The following is a 23,855-nucleotide window of genomic DNA, read 5'->3' on the forward strand; positions in this document are numbered from 1 at the left end:
GTTCATACACTTCTACCAAATCGATACGGAATTTTCTGATTTTAAAACTAATATGAAATAAAGGAGAATAAAAAGAAAAACTATTATCAATCTATCAATTGAAAATAATACTTAGCAAGCATTTATCATCTTAATTCCAGGTGTATTCGTTTTGCTTCAAAATAAAGAACTTGAATAAATTTTTTCGTATCAATACGAGCAGGTAATGTTGGTTCATTATTCAATTCTGTCATCTTTCTCCTTACGGTAGTAAAATCAAAAAATCTAGAAGCATAATTTTCGAACTTCGGGTTTAAAAAATCAGTAAGTCCAAGGGATGCTAAATGGTTTAATGATTGATAAATTGCTCTCCGAATCCGTTGTTTGGAAGCTTCTATGAACCTTTTTAATTCGGCATCTTCAGCTGAATCCCCAAGTTTTTTTTGAGCCAAATTCATAAAAATCTCTTTTAGTGAGGGAAAGCCTTGTTCCAACGTGTTATCTTGTTCATATTTATATAAATAATCTAGCATATCCATTAAATCTTTACTTCCACTTTCACTGGCTATTCCTAATTCAGACAAAAGAAAATGAATGGAATTTTGAAAATGATTAAAAGTATTTAAATGTTTTTCATTACGGTATTTTTCTTGTGCACTTGAATTACTATCCAATTTTAGTACCATATTAAGCGATTCTTGAATGTTTTTTATCGATTTTTCCAAACGAATTCGTTCAATGACTTTCCGAACAACTGTTAATACTTCAATCCGGTTAATTGGCTTAATAATATAGTATTCAACACCAAGCGAATAAGCTTCAGCAATTAATTCTTTTGATTCTACTTGAGAGACCATGATGATTTTCCCTTTAAACGAAGGTTTTATTTGACGGATTGTTTTTATTCCATCTTGAATCGGCATTAACAAATCGATAAATAAAATGTCTATATTTTTAAGGATTAGCATTTGTTGCTCTAAAGATAAACCATCCTCAGCTTCTCCTATAACCTCCCCAAGATCTTCATCCTCGATAATTTGAGCCAACATTGAGCGAACCGCTTTTTCATCATCTACTATATAAAAATACATAGAATCACCCTTTCGAAATTATATGATCAATCCCTAATCTAATTATAAAAATTGATCCTTTTCCTTCGGTTCTGTCCTCAAGCGTAACATCACCTTCAAATTGTTCGACCATTTCTTTAACATACGATAATCCGATACCTGTCGATGGGTTGCCTAAATCATCATATTTAGAAGTAAACCCAGGCTCAAAAATTGAATCTTTATATTTTGAAGAAATACCAGGACCATTATCGCCTATTTGAAATTCAACAAAATGGTGGTCTTTATTAATGTCAATTGTGATGGTTCCCATACCTTGGATAGCTTCTACAGCGTTTGTAACGATATTATTTATAATAGATAAGATTGTGTAAATATGATAATGAGGATGCACACCATCAATTTTATACAAAAATTGGATGTCTTTCTCTAGCAAGCGTGCATATTTCGTATTTGCCCGTATAATGATATTTACTAGTTCATGTACAGACATATAATCTGTAAAACTTTCATCGGAAATTAGTTTTGAAAGTCCCGCAAAAATACGTTGGTTATCCTTTTTAACGTCATGGACCTCACCAGCAATTTGTAATGCCTGTTGCCTTAAATCCCCAAACTGAAAATCCATCTGTTTGTGCTCAAAAGAGTCTAAGGTTTTATATAAATCATAGGATTTTTTTGTTATATTCTCAGCATCTTGTAATGTTTTTTTTAAATGAACAGCATCTTCATATAAATTAGAGATAAGCATGAGCATGTGTTCATTTTGTTTCTTTATGTGTCTCTCCCTTGATTGCGCTTCATACAATTTCATCATATTGAAAAAGCTTAGAACTATAAAACTATGGGAACATGCGATAACAATAATCTCATTTATTGCCTCGGATGTGATTGATGTTTTTAATACGAAATATTGAATCATTAATTCCACACAGTCTGACAGTATTTCAATCATGCAACCAATAAAACCAATCATTAGTGGTTGATGATAAAAACGTTTGATTTTTGCTAAATGAAAGAGATACGAATAAGTAAAATAAAAGAAAAAACTAGGATAGTGAGTATGAAAAGCGGCTAGCCAATCCATATTTCCCTTTATAATGACATCCATTGAGATACGAAATACTACCACGACTATCGCTGTTAAAAAACCCGGTAAAAATGCTGGAATTCGTCGAAACAATAACAAAAAAAAGAAAAATGTTGGTGCGCCAAAGCTCATTCTAAATGTTTCATTTAAAGGAAATGACTTTATTTCACCTACTAAGGGTACTGTAAGTATCATTAAAACGAGAATATAGATGTCTTTTTTTACTAAATTACTAAGATTCAAAATAATCACTTCTCACTTTCGCCTAACAGTCAGTATACAAACCTATTTGCATTAATACAATACTTACTCTATTTTTTTCAAAAACTGATAAATAAGATATAAACGAAAGCATTATAGATTGTGAGTATTCATTACACCCTTCTACTTTAGAAAGATACTTTATAACTCAAAAATGTTCAGACACAATATAAGGTCTGAACACTTTTGGACTCGCTCTAACACCAAAATATCTGTGCTCCTTTTTAAAATATACTTAAATCCCATTCTTTTGCAATATGTTCTAACAACATAATTCCTGGTAAACTATTCCCATATTCATCAATGGCTGGTCCGTAAATACCAATACCACATCCATCTTGGAACGATAAATCCTTCCTAGATTTTGAGGGAACAAGTGTCATAATTCCGCCGGATACCCCACTCTTAGCTGGTAATCCAATGAAAGCAGCAAATTTTCCAGAAGCATTGTACATTCCACAAGTTAGCATTAAAGCTTTTGTTAACCTAGCTACTTCTTTAGGGAGCACTTGTTCTTTGCGAATAGGATGATATCCATCATGTGCTAGTATAAGCCCTATTAAGGCAATATCTTCTGTATTTATTTCAATCGAACATTGTTTTAGGTAAACCTCTAGTGTCTCCTCCACATCTGATTCTAGAAAACCATTCTCCTTTAAATAGTATGCTAATGCTCTATTACGATGAGCCGTTTCCCATTCTGATTGAAATACTATTTCATTAATAGCGGGACGCTTCTCTATCATTTTTTCAATTAATACGTATAGAGATTCTAATTTTTCTTGCACCGATGTCCCTGGCAAAAGTGAAGCTATCGTAATCGCTCCAGCATTGATCATAGGATTAAAAGGTTTTCCTGGTTTATGTATCTCTAAACGAATAATTGAATTAAAGGCATCTCCAGTTGGCTCTACGTCAACTCGTTCTAATACATAAGAAATACCGCGACTTAAACAAGCGGCTATAAAACCGATTACTTTTGATATACTTTGTAATGTGAAAGGTATCTCCCAATCTCCTGATTTTATCATTGTTCCATCTGGCTTTACTATACAAATACCTAACTGCGATACATTTATTTCCCCCAGAGCGGGAATATAACTGGCGCTTCGTCCCTTAGCTGCATACGCTCGATAATGAGCTACCCATTGATCTAAGCAAACTTTTTCTTGACCCTCAACTTGAACGCTAGAATCCTTTATCATTTAATCATATTCCCCCGTACTATTAACTTTATATAGAATGATTTTTTCTTTACTATAATCAATAATATTTGCACTAGAACCAAGAAAAATATTCAGACATATTGCAGTCTGAATATCCTTCTTATTACACACTTTTCTTTTTTGAAGTTTTCTCATAACTATCCCAACATTCAATATTTTCAAGCCCTTTAATGTTTTCTTTATAAAAAATAGGATCTTTACCAGCTTTTTTCTGGTTTATATAATCTTGTAACGCCGCAAATGCTACTTTTGAAAGTAAGGTAATAGCAATTAAATTAATAATAACCATAAAGCCCATAAATAAGTCCGCTAAATCCCATACAATTTGAATCTTTGCAACAGAACCAAATACAATCATAGCCAACACACTTATTCTGTATATCATTAACCACACTTTACTTGTATGTAAGAAGCGAATATTTGTTTCACCATAATAATAGTTGCCAATTAACGCACCAAATCCAAATAAAAAAACAAAGATAGCAAGACAACCCGATGCCCAAGGACCTATGTGTTCACTTAATGCTGCTTGTGTAAGTGCAATACCATTTAACCCCGGTTGTTTATATGCATCAGACAGCAAAATAATAAAGGCAGTGCTAGTACAAATGATCAGTGTATCCGTTAATACACCAAATGCTTGAATCAGTCCTTGTTTCACCGGATGACTTGTTGTTGCTGTTGCGGCAACGTTTGGTGCACTTCCCATACCAGCTTCATTTGAAAATAAACCACGTTTAACTCCATTCATAAGTGCTGCACCAATTGAACCGCCTGCTATTTGTTGAAAACCAAATGCGTTTTGAACAATAAGAGAAAGAACTTCCGGCATTTTTGATATGTTGGTAACTACAACAAATAATGCAACTCCAATGTATAATACTGCTAAAAATACCACCTTGTATTCAGCCATTTTTGCAATACGTTGTACACCACCAAAAATAATCGCAGCGAAAGCAATAGCCATGATTATCCCAACTGTTAGACGATCTGTACCAAATGAGTTTTGAAAAGCAATTGTAACTGTATTTGATTGTACTGAATTGAATACAAGACCAAAAGTAATTGTGATTAAAATAGAGAATAATACTCCCATCCAACGTTTATTCAACCCTTTTTCCATATAATAGGATGGACCACCGCGGAAACCAGTTTTATCTTTTACTTTATATATCTGTGCTAATGTGCTTTCGACAAAACTGGAGGCCGAGCTAATAATAGAAATAATCCACATCCAAAATACAGCTCCAGGACCACCTAATGCAATTGCAATCGCAATTCCTGTGATATTCCCTGTTCCAACGCGGGCTGCCATACCAATACAAAACGCTTGAAAAGGAGAGATTTGATCTTTAGAACCACTTTTCCCCTCCATTAATACACGGACCATCTCTTTTAACATTCGAAACTGTACAAAATTCAATTTAAATGTAAAATAAATTCCGCAAATAACAAGCATAATAATTAACAATTTAGACCATAAAAAATCATTTGTTGATCCGACTAACTCTACAAAAAATCTTTCCATATTATCACTCCATACCAAAAATTTATCTATCATAATCTATATAAAATCACCTATATTCCTTGGCATAAATACCTCATTCATATTCAAATACAACAAGGATAAAAATTTTCTATATTAATAGAATTGGCCTGTTTAAACAAACATCGCAACACGCAACCGCAAAACTGAATTTTCTAAAAACTTACCATTTATACACACGATGCTCTATCCCCTTCTGCAAAACTAATATTCTTATCCACTAATGTTGTTGTACTATTATGTTTGTTTCGTTTACCGGTGATTTACATTTAAATCATAATAATCTATAGTGATTAACTGGTTTTTTGTTAATTTTCTTAAGAACATGGAAATATCTCCTTTCTTACTACTAATCTCAAAAATAGGCTAGGTAAAAATTTCACAAAAAATCTATAAAGCGCTTTCAATCTTTAACTAAGAGAAGCTTGTCTTTAATTTATAATTAAAAGTACAGAATGTTACGAAAAAGTACAGGTTTTTATAAAAATAAAAAATATTTTAAGATTTTTCATCTAAAAAAACAGTGAGATTTTGTGAATTTTATACAGTATCCAAACGTCGCAGATTTTGTTCTATCTATCCTTTGACAAGCCTCTATTTTCTTCATAAAAACATGCATATTTTTTCTCTTTTAGAAGTTCATATAAAGTATTTGAAATCAAGAATCAACGGGATATTATAAGAATATTTAAAAAATAAAACATTTAATTTATTTATGGTATCATACAAAAAACATTTGTTTTCTCAATTAATCCCCCTAGTTGGATTCGTCTATATTGCACATATTTACAACATGAAAGACACTAAGAAAAAAGGATTTTGTTGAAGGGATGAAACATTACAAAACTCTTATTTAGGACCTTATGTCATCCTCTTTTCTAGCAATATCGAGTTATCCCAAAAACGTATATTTACTAACATAGATTACAGGTGGTGTATTGTGAAAGAAATAGTATTTGTTCAAAATAAAAAAAGACTCCTTATGAAATTCGAATTTTTAAAAAAGGATTTAGTACTTACCATTTCACTGATACTAGCAATTGTAAGCTGCTTAATACATTCGCCAAAGATCGAATATATTAACTTTGAAGTGTTAATTAGCTTATTTAATCTAATGGTGGCCATTAAGGCCTTGGAACAGCTAAAGATATTAGACAAACTTGCCGTTGCGATTTTAAATAAATGCAATAACAGCAGGTCAATATCTATTATTCTAATTTTGTTATGCTTTATTTGCTCCATGTTTGTAACAAATGATGTTGCTCTCCTCACTTTTGTACCAATAACACTTGTCATTAGTAAAAAAACACAAATGAACATGATGGATACAATCATCCTGCAGACAATTGCGGCAAACATCGGTAGTAGCTTGATGCCTATGGGAAACCCACAAAATTTATACCTATATTCTTACTATGGAATTAAGCTCATCCCATTTTTAGGTTCAATCCTGCTTTTAGCTGTACTTGGAATTAGTTTGTTATTTATATTTACTCAAAAACTTCAAAAAACAGATTTGAAAATAGAACTACCTGTTATTACCGTGAAAAATCGAAAAAAAGCTACCGTCTGGATTTTGATACTTATTACTATCATTGCATCTATTTTTGGTGTTATTAATTATTACATTGCGCTAATAGTCACACTGATAGCAGCATTTACGTTAGATAGAAACTTACTATTTAAGATCGATTACTTTCTTCTAATAACCTTTGTCTGTTTTTTTATTTTTATCGGAAACATTTCCCATTCCGATGCACTGGGGACATTTGCTCGCGCTAATTTAAGAGGAGATACTTCAGTCTTCTTTAGTTCCATATTTTTGAGTCAATTGATTAGCAATTTTCCTACTTCAATTCTTCTATCAAACTTTACTTCTGATTGGAAAGCTTTATTACTAGGAGTAAATATTGGAGGGCTTGGAACAATTATCGCATCTTTAGCCAGTGTAATCTCCTATAAACTATTCATTCAGGCCAATGTTAAAGAGAGTAAGGCGTATTTAATTAAATTTAGCATTTACAACTTTGCATTTTTAATCATACTTACATGTATACAATACTTTATCTTTAAATTTCTAAAAATTTTTTAAAAAATTGATTCCTTTAGAAAAACCCAAATTTCTCAGCATTAAATTGAGAAATTTGGGTTTTAATATAGGTATGTTTAAAGAGCTACAACAAAGTTACCATCAATTTAATATTTTGAGATGTTCTCACAGTGAAAATCTTTTAGCTTTTACGTTGTTTATTAGATTTCAGTTCATTTTTGAAGTCTTCTTCACAAAATCCTTAATGTCCCTCAATTTTTTCCCGCTAATATTATCTTTGATGGTTGAATCTAGTTCAATTTCTAATTTTGCAAATGCTGCTCCTACACAATTATAGATACTTAATCCCTCTATACTCTTTCAAGCGGTAATCCATTCCGATAGAAATTACAAATGACAAAATTTATCCGTTTTTCCTACTTGCTAAATTCAGCAAGTAAAATGTTTTTAAAAACTTCTGGGTTATTAAGGTTTAAACTGTTCGAATTGATAGCGAGTGTATGTTTACCTCCAAGTGTTCCACCAGCAAAAGTGGAAAACCCTGGAACGGCCCCCCTGTGTCCCCATACCGAGACACCGTTCGGAAGCTTAATTTCAAGTATTCCAAGACCATATCCGGTTCCCTCTCTATTTGTAGGAACTGTAGTAAGCATTTGTTTTAACTGCTGTTCCTTCAGTAATTTGCCACCTAGTAAGCAAGAGAAGAATTTGTTTAAGTCGTCAGCAGTAGAAATCACATCTCCATCCGAGCTACCTGGGTTAATATAAGTAACATCTTTTAGCTCACTCGCTCCGTCTAGTTGCAAATAGCCACGGGCATGCTTGGTGCCTGGAATCACGCTTGAATTACCAGGTAGAAATGTATTTGACAAATCAAGCGGTTCAATAATCCGATTTTCAACCTCTTCCGCATAGCTGTTTCCTGTTACTTTTTCAATAAGGATTCCTAGTATTACATATCCTGTATTTGAATAAGACCAACCCTTTCCTGGGGCAAAGTCTGGGGGAAGTGAAATCCCCATCTTTACAAATTCTTCAGCCGTATACGATTTTTTTATATCCGTAATATCAAAGTCTTTTGAATTTATATAGTCAGCAATACCACTTGTATGATTCAATATTTGCCGGATCGTAATCTGGTTACCATCATATCCATTTCCTTGAATAACACCAGGTAACCATTTTTCAATGGAGTCGTCTAGATTCAAACGGTTCTCTCCAGATAATTGAAGTAGAACTGTTGCAATGAACGTTTTCGTCACACTGCCAATGCGAAAGCGAAAATCTGCTTTCATTGGTTTCTTAGTTTTCAGATCCGCTACCCCAGCTGTATAACTCCAAGTTTTACCCCCCTTAGAAATTTTAGCGAGTATTCCCGGGTATCCAAGTTGCAGTTCATCTCGCATTGCTTTCTTAACGGAAGTACGATCGCTTTGCGTACTTGTTTGTAACGAACTAGATACATTTTGCGTAGATTCTGCTTTTACAACTGATGTTGGTGTTATGTATAACAGGGAACTTCCACCTATTAAAAGTGCTAGACTTGCACATGTAATTTTACTGCGTGTTTTCATAAAAAATTCCTCTTTTCTATTTAAATTGTATTGATGGCTGATAGCTGTCTCATATACTAATCACACAGCTATCAACTCTCCCAATGATAAAAGTCAACACTGAATTTGCAATCAACGTACTAATCATTATTTTCACAAACACCATTGTGTTCTAACAATCTCTAAATCACTCTTTTTCCACATACATATTAACCATAGAAATTACTTCTTTTCCTTAAAACACTCTTGTTACTGATTATTTGTTTTATATGTAGGCCGTACTTGTTCCCCCCTTCATGCCTCCTTATATTTTTATCCTACACAATGAAAATCTCTTTTTTCTTACCTATTCCTTACAAATTCCTTACATACAAAATCACTTCTACAATAGGATTGAAGTAGCATCTGTGCCCGAAAGCGCAAAAAACACCGATGCTTTTCGCTTCAGTGTTTTTGCGCTTTACATATTGTAAGATTCGTTTTACTCTTAACAGGTTAAACTGCTGATTTTTTCTAATGCGATTATTCTTCTTGTTATATAAAACAAATTTCATTGTGTTATATGACACACTATGAAATTTGTCATTACGGCACATGATTCTAAATTTATTGATGTACTTGAGATGGACTCACTTTTTGAATTTGAACAAGTATATCAAACGCTTTACCTAATGATATATCAACAGTTTTTGGTATATCAGGCCCTTCGGTAGTTATTCCAGCGAAAATTGGATGTTGTTCGTTTAACCAAGTTTTTGTCACGCCGTTCGCCTTACGTAAATCAATAAAAAATTGATCTTTTTTGACCTGTCCAAAAATGTAGTTATAACTGTTTGGATCATCCGATTTTAATGTTCCATAGGGGCCAAATTCACCATTGCTATTCTTCACATTGTATTGTCCTTCATAAACTGACGTTCCAATAGATACGTACCGTTTTCCGTAATATTCTGCTAAATGCTGCCCTGCTACTTTAGGGTATATAAAAGAAAGCATATTTGTTTTCGAAACGTGTCCATTATGTCCCCATACAATGGTTTTTCCTAAATGTTCTTCAGTCCACTTCGCATTTTCATACAATGCAATATCATGTTTCAAATAAAAATCCGCTGGTTTATCAGGAGGTGTCGCTAACATTGTAGTAAACTGTTCAATAATACGAGCATTTTGCTTTATCCATACGAACTCTTTAGATTTCCCATTTAAATGACTTTTATTTTCCTCTAATAAAGCACTAATTTGTTTAGCATCTAAAACATACTTTTCTTTTTCTTCTTTCGTAAGGCTTTCAAAAGTATTCATATCCTTTGTTACAGGAATAAGCCCTTTTATCTTCTCTTCTACTCTAGGCAACAGTTTTGAATTGTTCGCTTTAATATATTCTATTATATTATTATAAACATTTTCGTTTACTGATTGAATGTCCATCCCGATGACACGTACTTTCGATTTATGTTTTGGATTAGCATTATATTGCCGAATCCAATCAAGTAAATCTAGCATTTCTTTCGTCTTAAATACAGGTGTTAGATGTTGGTTTGGGTTTCCCTTACCAGTAAGAACATATCGATCAAGTTCCAAGGCCCTGTCCCATCCCTCTTCTAAAACTAGATTGGTAAAGCCCTTTTCAGATACTAAATACTTAACAATGCGGTGTTTCATCGTAAAAACTTCATGAGCCCCATGCGTAGCTTCACCTAAACCTACAATTGAAGCTGAACCTACCATATCCTTAAGTGGTTTCAAATCATTAAGAGATGCAGTTGGATTAGTTGTTTTTAAAGGCTTTGCATGTGCTTCTAACCATTTCGCTATTTGATTTGTATTATAGGGAGCTGTAACAGAAACCTCTGTTTTCGAATCTGCATAAGTATTTCCTACAAAATGAGTCATTGTTATAGCAGAAGCAACAATTGCAATAATTATTTTCTTTTTCATAAAAAACCTCCTGAAATATTTACTTATAGCTTTTTGACATACTCTGCCAACTTCCGTTTAAAACATTCATTTTCTTATTACTGTTAAGATACATTTATTCTAGTTCCTAAAACTCACTTATTTCTTAATAGGTTCTTAAGAAATTCTTAATTCACTTATACAAATATAAAACTAAATAAGCTTCAATTCATTGTATTGTAAATTCCTCATTGCATAACATTATAATGTGCAGATATCCGTTATAAATGATGTTATCTAAAGTATTCAATTTCAGTATGTATTATTAACGTAGTTAATATATGGTTAATATGAAGTTCCAAATTTTGATTGTTTGTAGTCTCTTTATCATAGAGTTAATTTAGGGGTTATTTTTTGTTCACTTCATTTTTTTCGGCACTCTGCATCTAGACGGTATACCCATTGGCCACAGTTAGACTATTTCAAATCAAAAAAAATAGATTACCTGCACACTAAAGAGTATAGCGCACAGGTAATCTAGTTGTTTTTGAGATTAATAAAAACCTAATTTATCTTTTGAATTCTTCCATCAATAATAGACTGAATTGGTTCTTTTGATTTTTTTATATAATCTACTAATGCTTCAAAATCAGTTGGTCCTGTTTCAGCATCTTTACCGTTTTTAAAGGATACAAATCCATCTCCCCCTGAAGCTAGAAATGCGTTAGCAACGACGCTGTAAGTTTTAGAAGGAATAATTTCTTCTCCATTCGTTAAGCGAATACTTGTTACTTTTTCTCCATTGGGCTTGTTCGCATCCCAAGTGTATTGGATTCCTGAAATTTGAAGCATTCTTGTTATGTCTTTTTGCCATTGTTGATTTAAAATATCACGAATGTCTTGACCTGTTAAATTTACTTTTATTAATTGATTTCCGAATGGTTGAATACCATATATCTCTCCCCATGTAATATCACCAGCATCTAAGTCATTACGAATACCACCAGGATTCATAAGTGCAATTTGGGATTGCATTGTTGCACGCTGGGCATCAGCAACTAAATTTCCAAGAGTAGATTCACCAGCCGTATTGAGTTTGCGATCTAGTGGCGCAATAGACTTACCTACAACTTCATTAACAAGAGGTGCGATTTTTGCTTGATATTTCTCCATCTTCTTCTTTATTTTTTTATCAGGCTCTATGCCTTCATGATAAGTTGTAACAATTTCTGCTTTTTTCTCAACAATATCTTGTGTTTTACGATCAATCTTTACATCAACATCAGCAAAAGCCATACCATATGAATTTGCTTGTACGACAAGTTTATTATTAACAGTTCCATTTACATAAGTGTGGCTATGGCCACCAAAAATAACATCGACTTCTGGATCAGTCTCATTTGCTAATCGGACGATATCACCATTTGTTACGCCGTTCCCATCTGTTATACCTCCGTTATGTGCAAGAACAACGATAGATTTAACGCCTAGTTTTTTTAATTGCTTTACGGATTTGTTAATAGCTTCAACTTCATCTGTAATTTCTACATTCTTTAGCATAGTAGGCATAACAAGGTTAGGAACATCCGTTGTTACGACTCCGATAAATCCAACAGGAACTCCTTGTACCTTTTTTATAGTGAATGGTGGTAAAAATAAACGACCGGTGGATTTATTATAGAAATTTGCAGCAACATATGGGAATTTTGCTCCTTTAAAATTCCCTGTTTTCTCATGGTATCCACCATAAATAAGGCGGTTCATTTCTTCAACACCTTCATCAAATTCATGATTCCCTATCGTTCCAACATCGAATTTCAAATCATTTAGAAATTCAATCGTAGGTTCGTCTTGTAATAATGCTGAAACAGGAGTACTTGCTCCAACAACATCTCCAGCATGTACCTTTAATGTATTCGGATTTTGTTTTTCACGATCACGTAAATAAGCCCCTAAGTACTCAATTCCCCCTGCATCTTTATTGTTAATTTTTTTTACAGTGTCTAGTTGCCCATGAAAATCGTTAATACCGAGCATTTGTACATCTATGTAGCGGTTTGATTCTGTACTTGCTTGGGCTGAAGGCATAGCAAATACACTAGTAAAAGTAACTGTACTTAATGCTAAAGCAACTGGAATAATTTTTTTCAACATAAAATTTCTCTCCCCTAATTAAAATCTGACATAATACGATGTTATTTTAATATATTAAGAGAATTATTTCTATAAAAATTCAACTAATTATAAAAATTAATAAGATTTTATTGTTTTCTGACAAAACATTTCTTTATTTTGAGGATTATTCAAAATATTATCTTGATAGTAATATAACAATACTTCTAAGAAATCTAAAAAACTCTAATCAATATATTTTAGCTGTTAAGAAGAGTATTCAATCCAAAATTAATGGAGATTTATCAACCTAACATCTCAATATCACCATTAAAAAGATGCTCCTGGATTTATCCAAGAGCATCTTTTATAAAGCTTTATTTTTTACTTGTTTATAATTTATTAATTAACAATTATATAGTTGTAATTAGTCCTTTAAAAATGATAGGAGTGCTTCATTAAATTCTTTGGCATGCGTTGCATTTAGCCCATGTGGACCACCCTTTATTAACGTTACTTTAGAATTAGGAATTGCTTCATGTGTTAATTTCCCACTATATTCATAGGGTACAGTTGCATCAGAATCACCGTGAATAATAAGAGTAGGTATATTAAACTTCTCCAAGTCTTTTCTAAAATCTGTCTTACTAAAGGCGGTAATACAATCAAGTGTTCCTTTAGGTGATGCACTGGCTGCAATATCCCAATTATATAAACGGAATGGCTCACTAACTAAATCTGTTCGATTACCAGCCGCGAAAAATCCCTTAGTAAATTCATCAAGAAATGCAAGGCGGTCATTAATCACACCACTTTTGAACGCTTCAATTGTTGCATCATCTAATGCCCCTTCAGGATGATCCTCTGATTTGTATAAATATGGAGGTACTGCTCCAGCAAAAACAGCCTTTTCAATACGATCTGTTCCATACGTACTAATATACCGGGCTACTTCGCCTCCACCCATAGAAAAACCAACAAGTGTGACATTTTGAAGCTCTAAATGTTCTAATAGTTGATGTAAATCAGAAGTAAAGGTATCATATTCATACCCTTCCCACGGCTGAGATGATTTTCCAAATCCTCGACGATCATATGTTATAACTCTGTATCCAGCCTCAACAAGAGCGGGAACTTGGTATTCCCAAGATCGACCACTTAACGGCCAACCATGAATTAGTACAACTGGTTTTCCTGTGCCATAATCCTCATAATATATCTCAATTGGTTCTTGATTTTCGGTTCCTACAGTAATTTTAGCCATGCTTCTACCTCCAAAAAATATTCTAATATGTATCCTTTTCTTCAATAATCCGGATGAATGTCATAACCTATTCATGCACGTTTATGTTGTGAACTCTAAGTATGAAACTCTATTATTCCAAAGAATTCATTTTCTCCTTTTGGAACAATCCCCCCTCTAATACCTTTTTCATCATAAAATAATTACTGAACATTACTCCTATTCAATTGTAATAACAAAAATAGGTGACTATCAATATTGTTCTATCTATAGGATGTATAGGTAAAACCAATCTATTTTATAGTGAAAACAACTATAGTTACGACCTATACGAATTATAGATAATTTAGAATTGATTAACGAATCAGTTTTCAAATACTATAAAATTGTATAGCACTTCATGTTCTGTGAATGCTGCTATAACCAATATTATTGGTCAGCTTAGTTATAAACGAAGAAACTTATGATAGTATTCGACTATTTAAACTTTCTTCGATTACTTAATTTTTAGGAGGAATACATAATGACTGATCTCTATTCTCGTATTAACAAAGATGATGCTGTCGTGCTTTTAGTAGATCATCAAACTGGTCTTATGTCCGGACTAGTACGTGACTATGGTGTTGATGAATTCAAGAACAATGTTTTAGCTCTTGCTCATACTGCTAAGTTTTTTGATTTACCAGTTATTTTAACAACAAGTTTCGAAAACGGGCCTAATGGACCTTTAATGCAAGAATTGGTTGATCTCTTTCCTCATGCACCAAAAATAGCTCGACCTGGACAAATTAACGCATGGGATAATGATGATTTTGTAAAAGTAATCGAAGAAACTGGAAAAAAACAACTTATCATCGCAGGCGTAGTTACGGACGTTTGTGTTGCTTTCCCGGCACTTTCCGCTATAAAAGCTGGATATGAAGTATTTGCTGTTACGGATGCTTCAGGAACTTTCAGTAAACAAGTTGCAGATGCTGCCAATACTCGTATGGCACATAGTGGTGTGCAACTTATGAACTGGTTTAGCGTAGCTTGCGAATTACAACGCGATTGGCGCAACGATGTCGAAGGTTTTGGCAATTTGCTTGCTAGCAATCTTCCAGGCTATCAAAATATAATTGGAAGCTATAGGGGAGCTCAGCGAGATCTTAGTAAACAAAATGCATAAAGTGAAACTTTAATCAGTGGGGGTTTTGTTCATCCCCCACTGATTATTAGTTGAACCAATCGGGCTTTTACAGGCAGTTGATCCCCCACCTAACTTCTTTGCTTCCGCTGAATTTTGAGGTGGGGGTCTTACTGCCCGTTAATGCGGGATAAATGTATTTCAAAGAAATAGCTTTAAATCACTTTCAAAAAAATGGATAGTATACATTTAGTGCTGATTAAATCAGCACTCTCTTTTAATTTAAAAGGTATAGCAAAAATTTTATTTTTACGATTACAATTTTAAACAATTAAAAAAGGAGCGTTTTATTATGGGTAATTTAGAATTGTTAAATCCGGAGAACAGTGCATTAATTTTGATTGATTTTCAACCTCAAATGACTTTTGGAGTTGCAAGTATTGATAGACAAACATTGATTAATAACGTTATGCTACTTGCTAAATCAGCAAAAACTTTTAACGTACCTACTATTCTTACTACAGTTGAGACACGCAGCTTTTCTGGTTATTTTTGGCCACAAATTCTTGATATATTCCCAAACCATGAAATTATAGAACGCAGTTCAATGAACTCTTGGGAAGATCCAAAATTTGTTGAAGCAGTTAAAGCAACAGGTAGAAAGAAATTAATATTTGCAGCACTTTGGACTGAAGTTTGCCTTGCATTCCCTGTGCTTGAAGCAATGAAAGCTGGCTATGAAGTGTATGCAGTTGATGATGCTTCAGGTGGTACTAGTCTGACAGCACATAACGCTGCTATGCGTCGTGTAGAACAAGCTGGTGCAATTCCAGTGACAGCAATTCAAGTTTTACTTGAATACCAACGTGACTGGGCACACAAAGACACTTATGATGCTGTAATGGAAATTGTAAAGGAGCACACTGGCGCTTATGGTCAAGGAGTAGAATACGCATATACTATGGTGCACGGCGCGCTTCCAAGCAGGAAAATATGAAACAAGAAGGAGTAGCTGTCGAAGAGACTTATACAGGGAACACGATGGATGCTGCTGATCCAGTAACAACGATTGTTACATGGGAAATTCAACAAGGTAAAGAAAAACAGTTTGAAACATGGAGACATGAAATCGAAGCTGCCGCTACTAAATTCCCAGGGCATTTAGGTGTAAATCTAATAGTCCCAAATAACGAATCGAGAGAGTATACTGTTATTTTTCGCTTTGATACGTATGAGCATCTACGTGCTTGGCAAGAATCAGACATTCGCCGGGATTTGTTAAAAACGGCAGAACAATTTCAAGTTACTAATCCGAGTTACAAAACTGAAAGTAGTTTGGCTTATTGGTTTGTTACTCCGAAAACGCCAGTTCCACCGCCAAAATGGAAAATGTCTATCGTTACCCTTTTGGGTGTATGGCCTCTTAGCATGTTAGTTCCTAAAGTGATAGGACCTATTATAAAACATATGAATCCTATTATATCGGCCTTTTTTGTTTCAGTATGTATAGTGTCCTTGCTATCATGGGTAGTCATGCCGATTTTCGGTAAATTATTTCATCCATGGTTACAAAATAATAGAAAGTAGACGAGGTGTGAACATGAATTTACCGGATATGATCTTATATAACGGAAAAATTACTACCCTTGACCCTTCTCAGCCTGAGGTATCTGCTATCGCCATAACTGATGGTTTAGTCACTGCAGTAGGTGGAGATGAGCTTCTTAATAGTGCCACGGAAAAAACAAAGAAAATAGACCTTAAAAGAAAGAGAGCTATTCCAGGCCTGAATGACTCTCATATACACGTTATTCGTGGTGGTCTGCATTATAATATGGAATTACGTTGGGAAGGCGTGCCATCACTTTTTATTGCTCTAGAAATGCTCAAAGAACAGGCAAGGCGTACACCTGCTCCTCAGTGGGTAAGGGTAGTTGGAGGTTGGTCTGAATTTCAATTTAAAGAGAGACGGTTGCCAACTTTGGAAGAAATTAATGCCGTTTCTGAAGACACTCCTGTATTTGTGCTACATCTTTACGATAGAGCACTTGTAAATCGTGCTGGGCTGCATGCACTGGGATATACAAAAGATACACCAGACCCTCCAGGCTGCTTAATTGAGCGGGATAAACGAGGTAATCCAACGGGCCTTTTAATTGCGAATCCTAACGCTTCTATTCTTTATTCAAGTTTGGGTAAAGCACCAGCACTTAATTTTGACGACCAGATTAATTCAACTCGCCATTTTATGCGCGAATTAAATAGATTAGGTATTACAAGTGCTATTGACGCAGGTGGTGGATTCCAAAATTATCCTGATGATTACAAAGTTGTTGAACATTTAGCCGAGAAGGAACAATTAACTTTGCGTATTGCTTATAATCTATTTACGCAGAATCCAAATCATGAATATGAAGACTTTGCTTCATGGGCAAAAATTGTTTCTCCAGGTCAAGGAACTGATAAGTATAAAATGAATGGTGCCGGAGAGATGTTAGTATTCTCAGCAGCCGATTTTGAAAAATTTCAAATGCCACGGCCTGAACTAGCTACGATGATGGAAGCTGACTTAAAGAAAGTAATTTCTCTATTGGTGGAAAACCGTTGGCCCTTCCGTTTACATGCAACTTATGATGAGTCAATCACACGTTTCTTAAATGTATTCGAGGAAGTTAACAGTGAAATTCCTTTTAATGGTCTACGATGGTGGTTTGATCATGCAGAAACAATCTCAGATCGTAGCATGGAACGTGTTAAGGCTTTAAATGGCGGTATTGCCATCCAAGACCGCATGGCTTTTCAAGGTGAATACTTTGTTGATTTATACGGAAAGGAAGCTGCAAAGCGTACTCCTCCGATTTATCGTATGTTAGACCTTGGTATACCTGTTGGCGCCGGTAGTGATGCAACTAGAGTTTCCAGCTATAACCCTTGGGTCGCTCTTTATTGGATGGTTGCCGGAAAAACCATTGGTGGACTTTCGATATACGATGAAAAAAATAAACTGGATAGAAAAGTAGCCCTGGAATTATATTCAAAAGGAAGTGCGTGGTTCTCTGGTGATGAAGGTAAAAAAGGAACCCTTGCAGTAGGTCAGTTTGCTGATCTTGCTGTATTGTCTGCTGACTACTTTACTGTGCCAGAAGAAGAAATCAAAAACCTTGAATCATTACTCACAATTATGGGCGGACAGGTTGTGTATGGAAATGATGAATTTAAAAATTTATCACCTGAATTGCCGCCAGCATCACCTGACTGGTCACCGACGGGAGTTTATGGTTATGGCGGTGCTAACCTAGCCAACACTATACTTTCTCACGATGCCCATGATAACAAGTTACATAGTTGCAGTAACCCTCTCCATCAACACACTCATACCGTAATAGGAAAAGATGGAACTAAATGGGGTATTGGTTGTACTTGCTTTGCTTTCTAAATCAAAACCACCGGTATAATGCCGGTGGTTTTCTTTCTGCAATAAGGATATGTAGATTCGAAATAGCATTGTATATCTCTATTGGAATCTATTACTATTTAATAGGACAAAAGAGTTGATAGCTTAAACTTGATTTGTTTTTTACATCCTTCTCTCCTTGCAAAGCCTACCCCTTTCCCTTAAGTAAAAGTCAAAAATCAATCACACCACACATATAAAGCCACTGCCCTTTGACTTTAATATTTGCTTTATCTTAAGACTTATAGATTTTTTCAAATTTCACACTAGAATCATTATTATTTCTATTACACTGATACTTTTTGCGAATCATTTAACTTCTGCATAAAGATGCGTGCAGCAAAACTTAAAAATTTATCATCAAAGTGAATAAGATTAATATCTTGACTTGGTGTTGGATCAGTAATACGAACTATGCTCAAAGTATCATTATTAACAAAGTTAACCAGTGAACGAGGTATTATGGCAACCCCATGTCCATTGTATACAAGGCTCAATAGAGAAATAGAAGATTTTGTTTCTATATTTGCTTCAGATAAAGATAACCCTAAACTCTCACAATATATTTTAATAGATTCACGACAACTACATGAAACCATTATTCTACTGAGCCCTACTAATTCTCGAAAAGAAACAAATGATTTTTCATTCAAAGGATGATTTTTTGGAATGACAAGGACGAGCTCTTCACTATACAAAAGGGTGTTTGTTAATGTGTCTGGAATTTGAGCACTACGTGTAATCCCGAAATCAATATTTTTGTCAACGATTTGATTTACAGCAACTTCAGATTCTATAATCTTTACTACGATGTTGGGATAATGTTGTTGAAACTTCATAATATAAGGTGTTAAATAAGTGAGATCCTCTAATAAACCTCCTATAGTAATTACACCTCTTTTTACACCCTTTAATTCAAAAATTTCATTATAAACGTCATCAAATTGTTGCATGATAAATTTTCCTTTATCAAATAGCAGCTTACCCGCTTCTGTCATTTTGATACCTCTTCCAACTCGATGAAACAAAGGTGTATCAAGTTCACCTTCTAACACACGGATTTGTTGACTTAAAGTCGGCTGTGAAACACCTAGAACTTCCGCAGCTTTAGTAAAACTATTATTATTACAAACTTGAATAAAATACTCTAAATGACGTAATTCCATTCTTGATACCCACTCTCCGCTTTATGAAAGATTTATAATGAAAAGGACGATATGTATACGTTAATATAACAACTTTATTCCCTACTGTACTAATTGAAATTATACGATTTATTCATTTTGTATTATAATACATTTACTACCACTTATTAATTTTTCCTCCTATTTATTTAATTTATATTTAATTAGGATATTACTAATTCGAGATATATTTCTAAAATTTTATAATTCTAGTGCATAATACCCTAATTTTTTCAACTTTTCGATTATCATTTTTTTCTCAATATAGTTCAAACCACCAAATATATGCCGAATCGCCTCTTTATGCTGAGGAAAAATACTATCCATTAACTGAATACCATCTGAAGTAATTGACGCATACGTGACACGGCGGTCTTTTGGACATGGTTTTCGTATTAAGAACCTCTTCTTTTCCAACTTATCCACTACATACGTGATACTACTACTTGCAAGTAATATTTTCACTCCAATTTTTTGTATAGGCTGATCGCCTTTACTATATAGTAGCTCAAGCACTGCAAATTCAGTTGGATTAAGTCCATAACTTTTTATATCCTCTTCAATACGCTTAGTAATTGCCTGTGCTGCCCTTGATAATGTAACAAATAACTTTAAAGATAAGCTCTCATCATTAATCACACTCATAATTACCAATCCTTTACAAGTTATCTTGAATTCGAGATTTATTATATTATCGTCGAAATATTATGTCAATAATTCATTTTTAGTTTTATTAAGCCCCTTATCATTTATTTCTCAACATAAGACATATGGAATTAGAAGAAAAAAATTGTTAATATATAAGTATCTCAATTACGTTATTTCTTTTAAAGAGAGCTTGTATTCTAACGCAAGTTCTCTTTTTTTATATTCTAAATTGAATCCGGACAAAGTTCACATATTGAGTCTGCCCATGTATATGATATAGTTTTTAAACAAAGATTAGAGCCCTCCTACAAGAAGGAGAGCTCTAATCTTTCATATGAATTTTCACCTTTTTTATTATTGCGGAGACATCAAAACTTTAACTTGATGGGGATATGGCACTACCCCCTCGCCATCAAGCTAAGATTTTGAGACACCCCCATAACGAAATTTTTCCCTTTACAGTTATTTGTGAAAATTTAGCCTCTATATAAAAAAGACCACTCCTTACAATAAAAGAAGTGATATTCCTAAATTATATATTTCATTAAAATCAAACTATTATAATATGGTTCCATTCAGCCATCCGTTTATAGCAATAAGGTCCATCAATACATGTAATTCTGTACCTATTAAAGCAGAAATAAAAATAATTTTTAATGAAGAGCTCTGTTTATAAGTAAACAGTTTCATTAATCTAGGTATTGTTTTAAGACCTATCATAATTAGTAAAGTCAAAACTAAAGCGCAAGCTAGTCCACCTATGAAACTCTCATCTACCGCTCCTCCTGGTATAAGCGGTACCTTTCCAATGAACATGCTTATAGCATCTGGAATCGCCATACCGAAAAATAAAGTTGTGATATTTAAATGTTTTTTATATACTAATCCTACAGTTGCGGTAACTACTGTATGTCCTATAACGCCTGCCATATGAATCCTCCGTAATATTTATATTATTTTTTAGTTAGTTTTCACCTTTTTTGGGGCTTATTATTTTATAATTGATAACGCTTCTAAAAACTGTGAATTATCTTTTCTACTCTCAATAATTTTTTGAAATTCTTTCTCCACTTGTACTGAGTTTTTATCCTCGGTATCAACAACTCCATGATTATTTCCATAAACTTTGTTAAGTTCAAAAATTCCCATATAGGTTTCTTGTATAGGAATTTGATTAAACATAGAATTATTGACAATTAAAATACACTGTTCATAATTCGAGTTACGATAATGCCCAAACCAAGTATTACTATCATATTTTACCGGTATTTCTTTGTCAGCAATTACTACTCTTTTTATATTTTTACTTTTTTCACCCGCGAATAACACAGCATTATCATTTGTTATTTTAGGCATAGACTTTATTGGATCTGAAATCGGTGTAAAATGATCTTCTCCCTCTCGTAATATCCCTTTTTTTATTACGGCTTCACCTGTTTTTTGATCCATAATAAATACTGATTCTCCATTATATTGTGCTGTTTTAACTTCATATAAATCGATAGACTTAATTTCACTTTTGTTTTCACTTCGTATATCTTGTAAAGCCTGTTTATCTCCTAACATCAAAATTCCATTTCTTGGTTCTTTAGGCGTAAACGCCAAGTATAAACCAAATAAGAGGGCTCCAATCATACATAGGTTAATGATTTTTCTCATTTCTAATCTCCTTAGAATTATTGTTTAAAAATGGTTTAACTAGTTAAGATAATTGCTGCAAATCATATATACGTATACCGTTTCTTTAATTCGTATTTGCTCCTTATATAGAATAATTGTTTTATGGAATTTTACATATTCATTTACCTTTCATTTGTATTACATTTATGTAAGGTAAAATTATTAGCAAACTACAATTATCGGGATAGCATCCTACTATTTGTATGAGCAACTGATCGCGATCCTACTCTGTTCGGCTACTATGGTTCAAATGCATCAATTACTTCTTATGAAAAGAAACAAGAACTGAGTGAATATAAGGTCATATATAGATTAAAGATTATTTTCTTCTTATTTATCAAGCCATACAGAAAAACACCTAATAGCAATCAAAGGTGTTAATTCGCCTGTTCAATCTCCTATAATAAAACGGACGAAAATCTCATCTGTATGAGAGGAAAACAATCTTTGATATATTAGGTGTCGTTTTACAATTGTACCAAGTCTAATAATTAAGCGGATTAATTAGATTTAAAAAAAGATTTCTTTTTCTTTACTCGTAATAAGTCACCTGTCCATCCTTTGAATCGCATATACATATACATCCCCCCTGTTGTGAAAATAATAAATAAGAGAGCGATTAAATAGCTATATTTCCATTCTAGTTCAGGCATGTATTTAAAATTCATACCCCATAATGCTCCTAAGGCTGTCAAAGGCGTACTCACAGCAGTTAATACAGTAAGGGCTTTCATAATTTCATTCCCACGATGAGAAGAAACAACTTCTTGCAAATGAATCATCGTGTCTAATTCTTCTTGGTACTCTTTAACGAGTTGTAATCCACGCTCTAATTTTACGCTTGTTTGTTTATAACAAAGGGTGTTTGTTAGTTTTTCTAACCAAGCTTCTTTTAGGCCTTGTAACACTTCTTGTATTAAGCGAAACACGTGTGTGTTCATAAATAATTCATGACGAATATGATAAATCCTTTCTAAAACTGCTATGTTATTATGATGATAAAAATCCCATAATACATTTCTGAAATTGTTTTCAAAGTAGTCAACCTTTCGCAAATAATGAGATATAAACATTGATAAGATAGCACATAATCCTTCAGCGGAATTATTACAATTTTTTGTACCCATAGGGAAATTATGTATTAATTTTTGGAAATCCTCTTCCTCTTTTTCCTGAACTGTTATCAGTATTCCATGAGCTACGAAATAATGAAGAAATTTTTGAATTTTGGCGTCCTTTTTATCTTGATCATATAAAAACGAACCATATACACAAGTTTGACTTGGTGATAACGTATAAACATATAATCCATTTTCACAAGGAGAACTTATTTTCTTTACAAATTGAGAGAAATAAGATGTTACATCATGAGGGATTATAGAAGAAAGTTTTTCAAGCTCACTAGTTTTCACATGATACCAACTCCATTTCGGCATTTTTATGCATTCCATATTATTCTTCCTTTCTAAATAGTTTTATGTTTAATCGAATCATAACCGTAATATGACATTTGTATGTAGGTATTCATGTCTTGGAGGAAAAGTTTTTAGATCATCTAAATTACAAAATAAATGACATAGGAGGCCTTATTCTTTTAAAAGGAAGACCCCCTATATATTAATTATTTTTATTCTCAATTTTAAACATTTCCTCTATACAATCACTTTTTATCTTTTCTTATAAAGAATTTATTATATGTGGAAAAGAAGTTACATAATTTGGCACGTCTATTCAACG

Annotated in this window: 18 protein-coding genes and 2 pseudogenes; 6 read left to right on the forward strand and 14 right to left on the reverse strand. The window is 33.4% G+C overall.

Annotated elements, in window-relative coordinates:
• Nucleotides 1-125: 125 nt before the first annotated feature.
• The 4 genes from D1166_RS03765 to D1166_RS03780 all read right to left on the reverse strand — a co-directional run bounded on the left by D1166_RS03765 (nucleotide 126) and on the right by D1166_RS03780 (nucleotide 5,154).
• The gene (locus D1166_RS03765) at nucleotides 126-1,070 is read right to left on the reverse strand and encodes a response regulator (protein ID WP_000274074.1); all 945 of its coding nucleotides are present in this window, start codon (nucleotides 1,068-1,070) and stop codon (nucleotides 126-128) included.
• 4 nt (nucleotides 1,071-1,074) lie between these two features.
• On the reverse strand, nucleotides 1,075-2,391 hold the full coding sequence (locus tag D1166_RS03770) for an ATP-binding protein (RefSeq protein ID WP_118043249.1): 1,317 nt from the start codon (nucleotides 2,389-2,391) through the stop codon (nucleotides 1,075-1,077).
• Between the two features lie 233 nt (nucleotides 2,392-2,624).
• The gene (gene glsA, locus D1166_RS03775; protein ID WP_000588648.1) at nucleotides 2,625-3,605 is read right to left on the reverse strand and encodes a glutaminase GlsA; all 981 of its coding nucleotides are present in this window, start codon (nucleotides 3,603-3,605) and stop codon (nucleotides 2,625-2,627) included.
• A 124-nt stretch (nucleotides 3,606-3,729) separates the two neighbouring features.
• Nucleotides 3,730-5,154 (reverse strand): alanine/glycine:cation symporter family protein, encoded by a 1,425-nt coding sequence (locus tag D1166_RS03780; protein WP_000439290.1) that lies wholly within the window; start codon nucleotides 5,152-5,154, stop codon nucleotides 3,730-3,732.
• A 958-nt stretch (nucleotides 5,155-6,112) separates the two neighbouring features.
• On the opposite strand from D1166_RS03780, the gene D1166_RS03785 reads away from it, so the two are divergent.
• A complete protein-coding gene (locus D1166_RS03785) occupies nucleotides 6,113-7,264 on the forward strand; it encodes an anion transporter (protein WP_000659286.1) in 1,152 nt (383 codons plus the stop codon).
• Nucleotides 7,265-7,429: 165 nt separating this feature from the next.
• On the opposite strand, the pseudogene D1166_RS03790 reads toward D1166_RS03785, so the two are convergent.
• The 5 genes and pseudogenes from D1166_RS03790 to D1166_RS03810 all read right to left on the reverse strand — a co-directional run.
• A pseudogene (locus D1166_RS03790) lies at nucleotides 7,430-7,528 on the reverse strand (cytochrome P450); the annotation flags it as partial.
• 110 nt (nucleotides 7,529-7,638) lie between these two features.
• Complete coding sequence (locus tag D1166_RS03795) at nucleotides 7,639-8,796, reverse strand: serine hydrolase domain-containing protein (RefSeq protein ID WP_000857810.1); 1,158 nt, start codon at nucleotides 8,794-8,796, stop codon at nucleotides 7,639-7,641.
• A gap of 585 nt (nucleotides 8,797-9,381) precedes the next feature.
• Entirely contained in the window at nucleotides 9,382-10,713 is a 1,332-nt protein-coding gene (locus D1166_RS03800; RefSeq protein ID WP_000726831.1) for an erythromycin esterase family protein, read from the reverse strand.
• A 522-nt stretch (nucleotides 10,714-11,235) separates the two neighbouring features.
• The gene (locus D1166_RS03805; protein WP_000913789.1) at nucleotides 11,236-12,825 is read right to left on the reverse strand and encodes a bifunctional metallophosphatase/5'-nucleotidase; all 1,590 of its coding nucleotides are present in this window, start codon (nucleotides 12,823-12,825) and stop codon (nucleotides 11,236-11,238) included.
• A gap of 385 nt (nucleotides 12,826-13,210) precedes the next feature.
• Entirely contained in the window at nucleotides 13,211-14,047 is an 837-nt protein-coding gene (locus tag D1166_RS03810) for a bromoperoxidase (protein ID WP_001074330.1), read from the reverse strand.
• 502 nt (nucleotides 14,048-14,549) lie between these two features.
• Here D1166_RS03810 and ycaC point away from each other — a divergent pair.
• The 4 genes from ycaC (at nucleotide 14,550) to D1166_RS03830 (ending at nucleotide 18,588) form a co-directional block, all read left to right on the forward strand.
• The gene (gene ycaC / locus D1166_RS03815) at nucleotides 14,550-15,194 is read left to right on the forward strand and encodes an isochorismate family cysteine hydrolase YcaC (protein WP_000131216.1); all 645 of its coding nucleotides are present in this window, start codon (nucleotides 14,550-14,552) and stop codon (nucleotides 15,192-15,194) included.
• A gap of 310 nt (nucleotides 15,195-15,504) precedes the next feature.
• Nucleotides 15,505-16,149 carry a hydrolase gene (locus tag D1166_RS03820; protein ID WP_118043250.1) on the forward strand — a complete coding sequence of 215 codons (645 nt, stop codon included), beginning with the start codon at nucleotides 15,505-15,507 and terminating at the stop codon, nucleotides 16,147-16,149.
• Complete coding sequence (locus D1166_RS03825; RefSeq protein ID WP_000806850.1) at nucleotides 16,146-16,739, forward strand: antibiotic biosynthesis monooxygenase; 594 nt, start codon at nucleotides 16,146-16,148, stop codon at nucleotides 16,737-16,739. The genes D1166_RS03820 and D1166_RS03825 overlap by 4 nt, the downstream gene beginning before the upstream one ends.
• 13 nt (nucleotides 16,740-16,752) lie before the next feature.
• Entirely contained in the window at nucleotides 16,753-18,588 is a 1,836-nt protein-coding gene (locus tag D1166_RS03830; protein WP_001052852.1) for an amidohydrolase, read from the forward strand.
• 305 nt (nucleotides 18,589-18,893) lie between these two features.
• On the opposite strand, the gene D1166_RS03835 is transcribed toward D1166_RS03830, so the two are convergent.
• From D1166_RS03835 to D1166_RS03850, 4 genes are all read right to left on the reverse strand, one after another.
• On the reverse strand, nucleotides 18,894-19,772 hold the full coding sequence (locus tag D1166_RS03835; protein WP_000423213.1) for a LysR family transcriptional regulator: 879 nt from the start codon (nucleotides 19,770-19,772) through the stop codon (nucleotides 18,894-18,896).
• 219 nt (nucleotides 19,773-19,991) lie between these two features.
• Nucleotides 19,992-20,435: a MarR family winged helix-turn-helix transcriptional regulator gene (locus D1166_RS03840; RefSeq protein ID WP_000111432.1), complete on the reverse strand. Its 444-nt coding sequence runs from the start codon at nucleotides 20,433-20,435 to the stop codon at nucleotides 19,992-19,994.
• 561 nt (nucleotides 20,436-20,996) lie between these two features.
• A complete protein-coding gene (locus D1166_RS03845) occupies nucleotides 20,997-21,368 on the reverse strand; it encodes a hypothetical protein (protein ID WP_000929330.1) in 372 nt (123 codons plus the stop codon).
• 60 nt (nucleotides 21,369-21,428) lie between these two features.
• Complete coding sequence (locus tag D1166_RS03850; protein WP_001226310.1) at nucleotides 21,429-22,097, reverse strand: lipoprotein BA_5634 family protein; 669 nt, start codon at nucleotides 22,095-22,097, stop codon at nucleotides 21,429-21,431.
• Nucleotides 22,098-22,314: 217 nt separating this feature from the next.
• Here D1166_RS03850 and D1166_RS03855 point away from each other — a divergent pair.
• Nucleotides 22,315-22,613, forward strand: a pseudogene (locus tag D1166_RS03855) (IS4 family transposase); the annotation flags it as partial.
• Between the two features lie 5 nt (nucleotides 22,614-22,618).
• Here D1166_RS03855 and D1166_RS03860 read toward each other — a convergent pair.
• Nucleotides 22,619-23,569, reverse strand: a complete 951-nt coding sequence (locus D1166_RS03860) for a magnesium transporter CorA family protein (protein ID WP_025708595.1) — start codon at nucleotides 23,567-23,569, stop codon at nucleotides 22,619-22,621.
• Nucleotides 23,570-23,855 lie beyond the last annotated feature (286 nt).

Origin of the sequence: Bacillus sp. ISO11 (assembly GCF_003458115.1) — a bacterium.
Taxonomy (GTDB): Bacteria; Bacillota; Bacilli; order Bacillales; family Bacillaceae_G; genus Bacillus_A; species Bacillus_A cereus.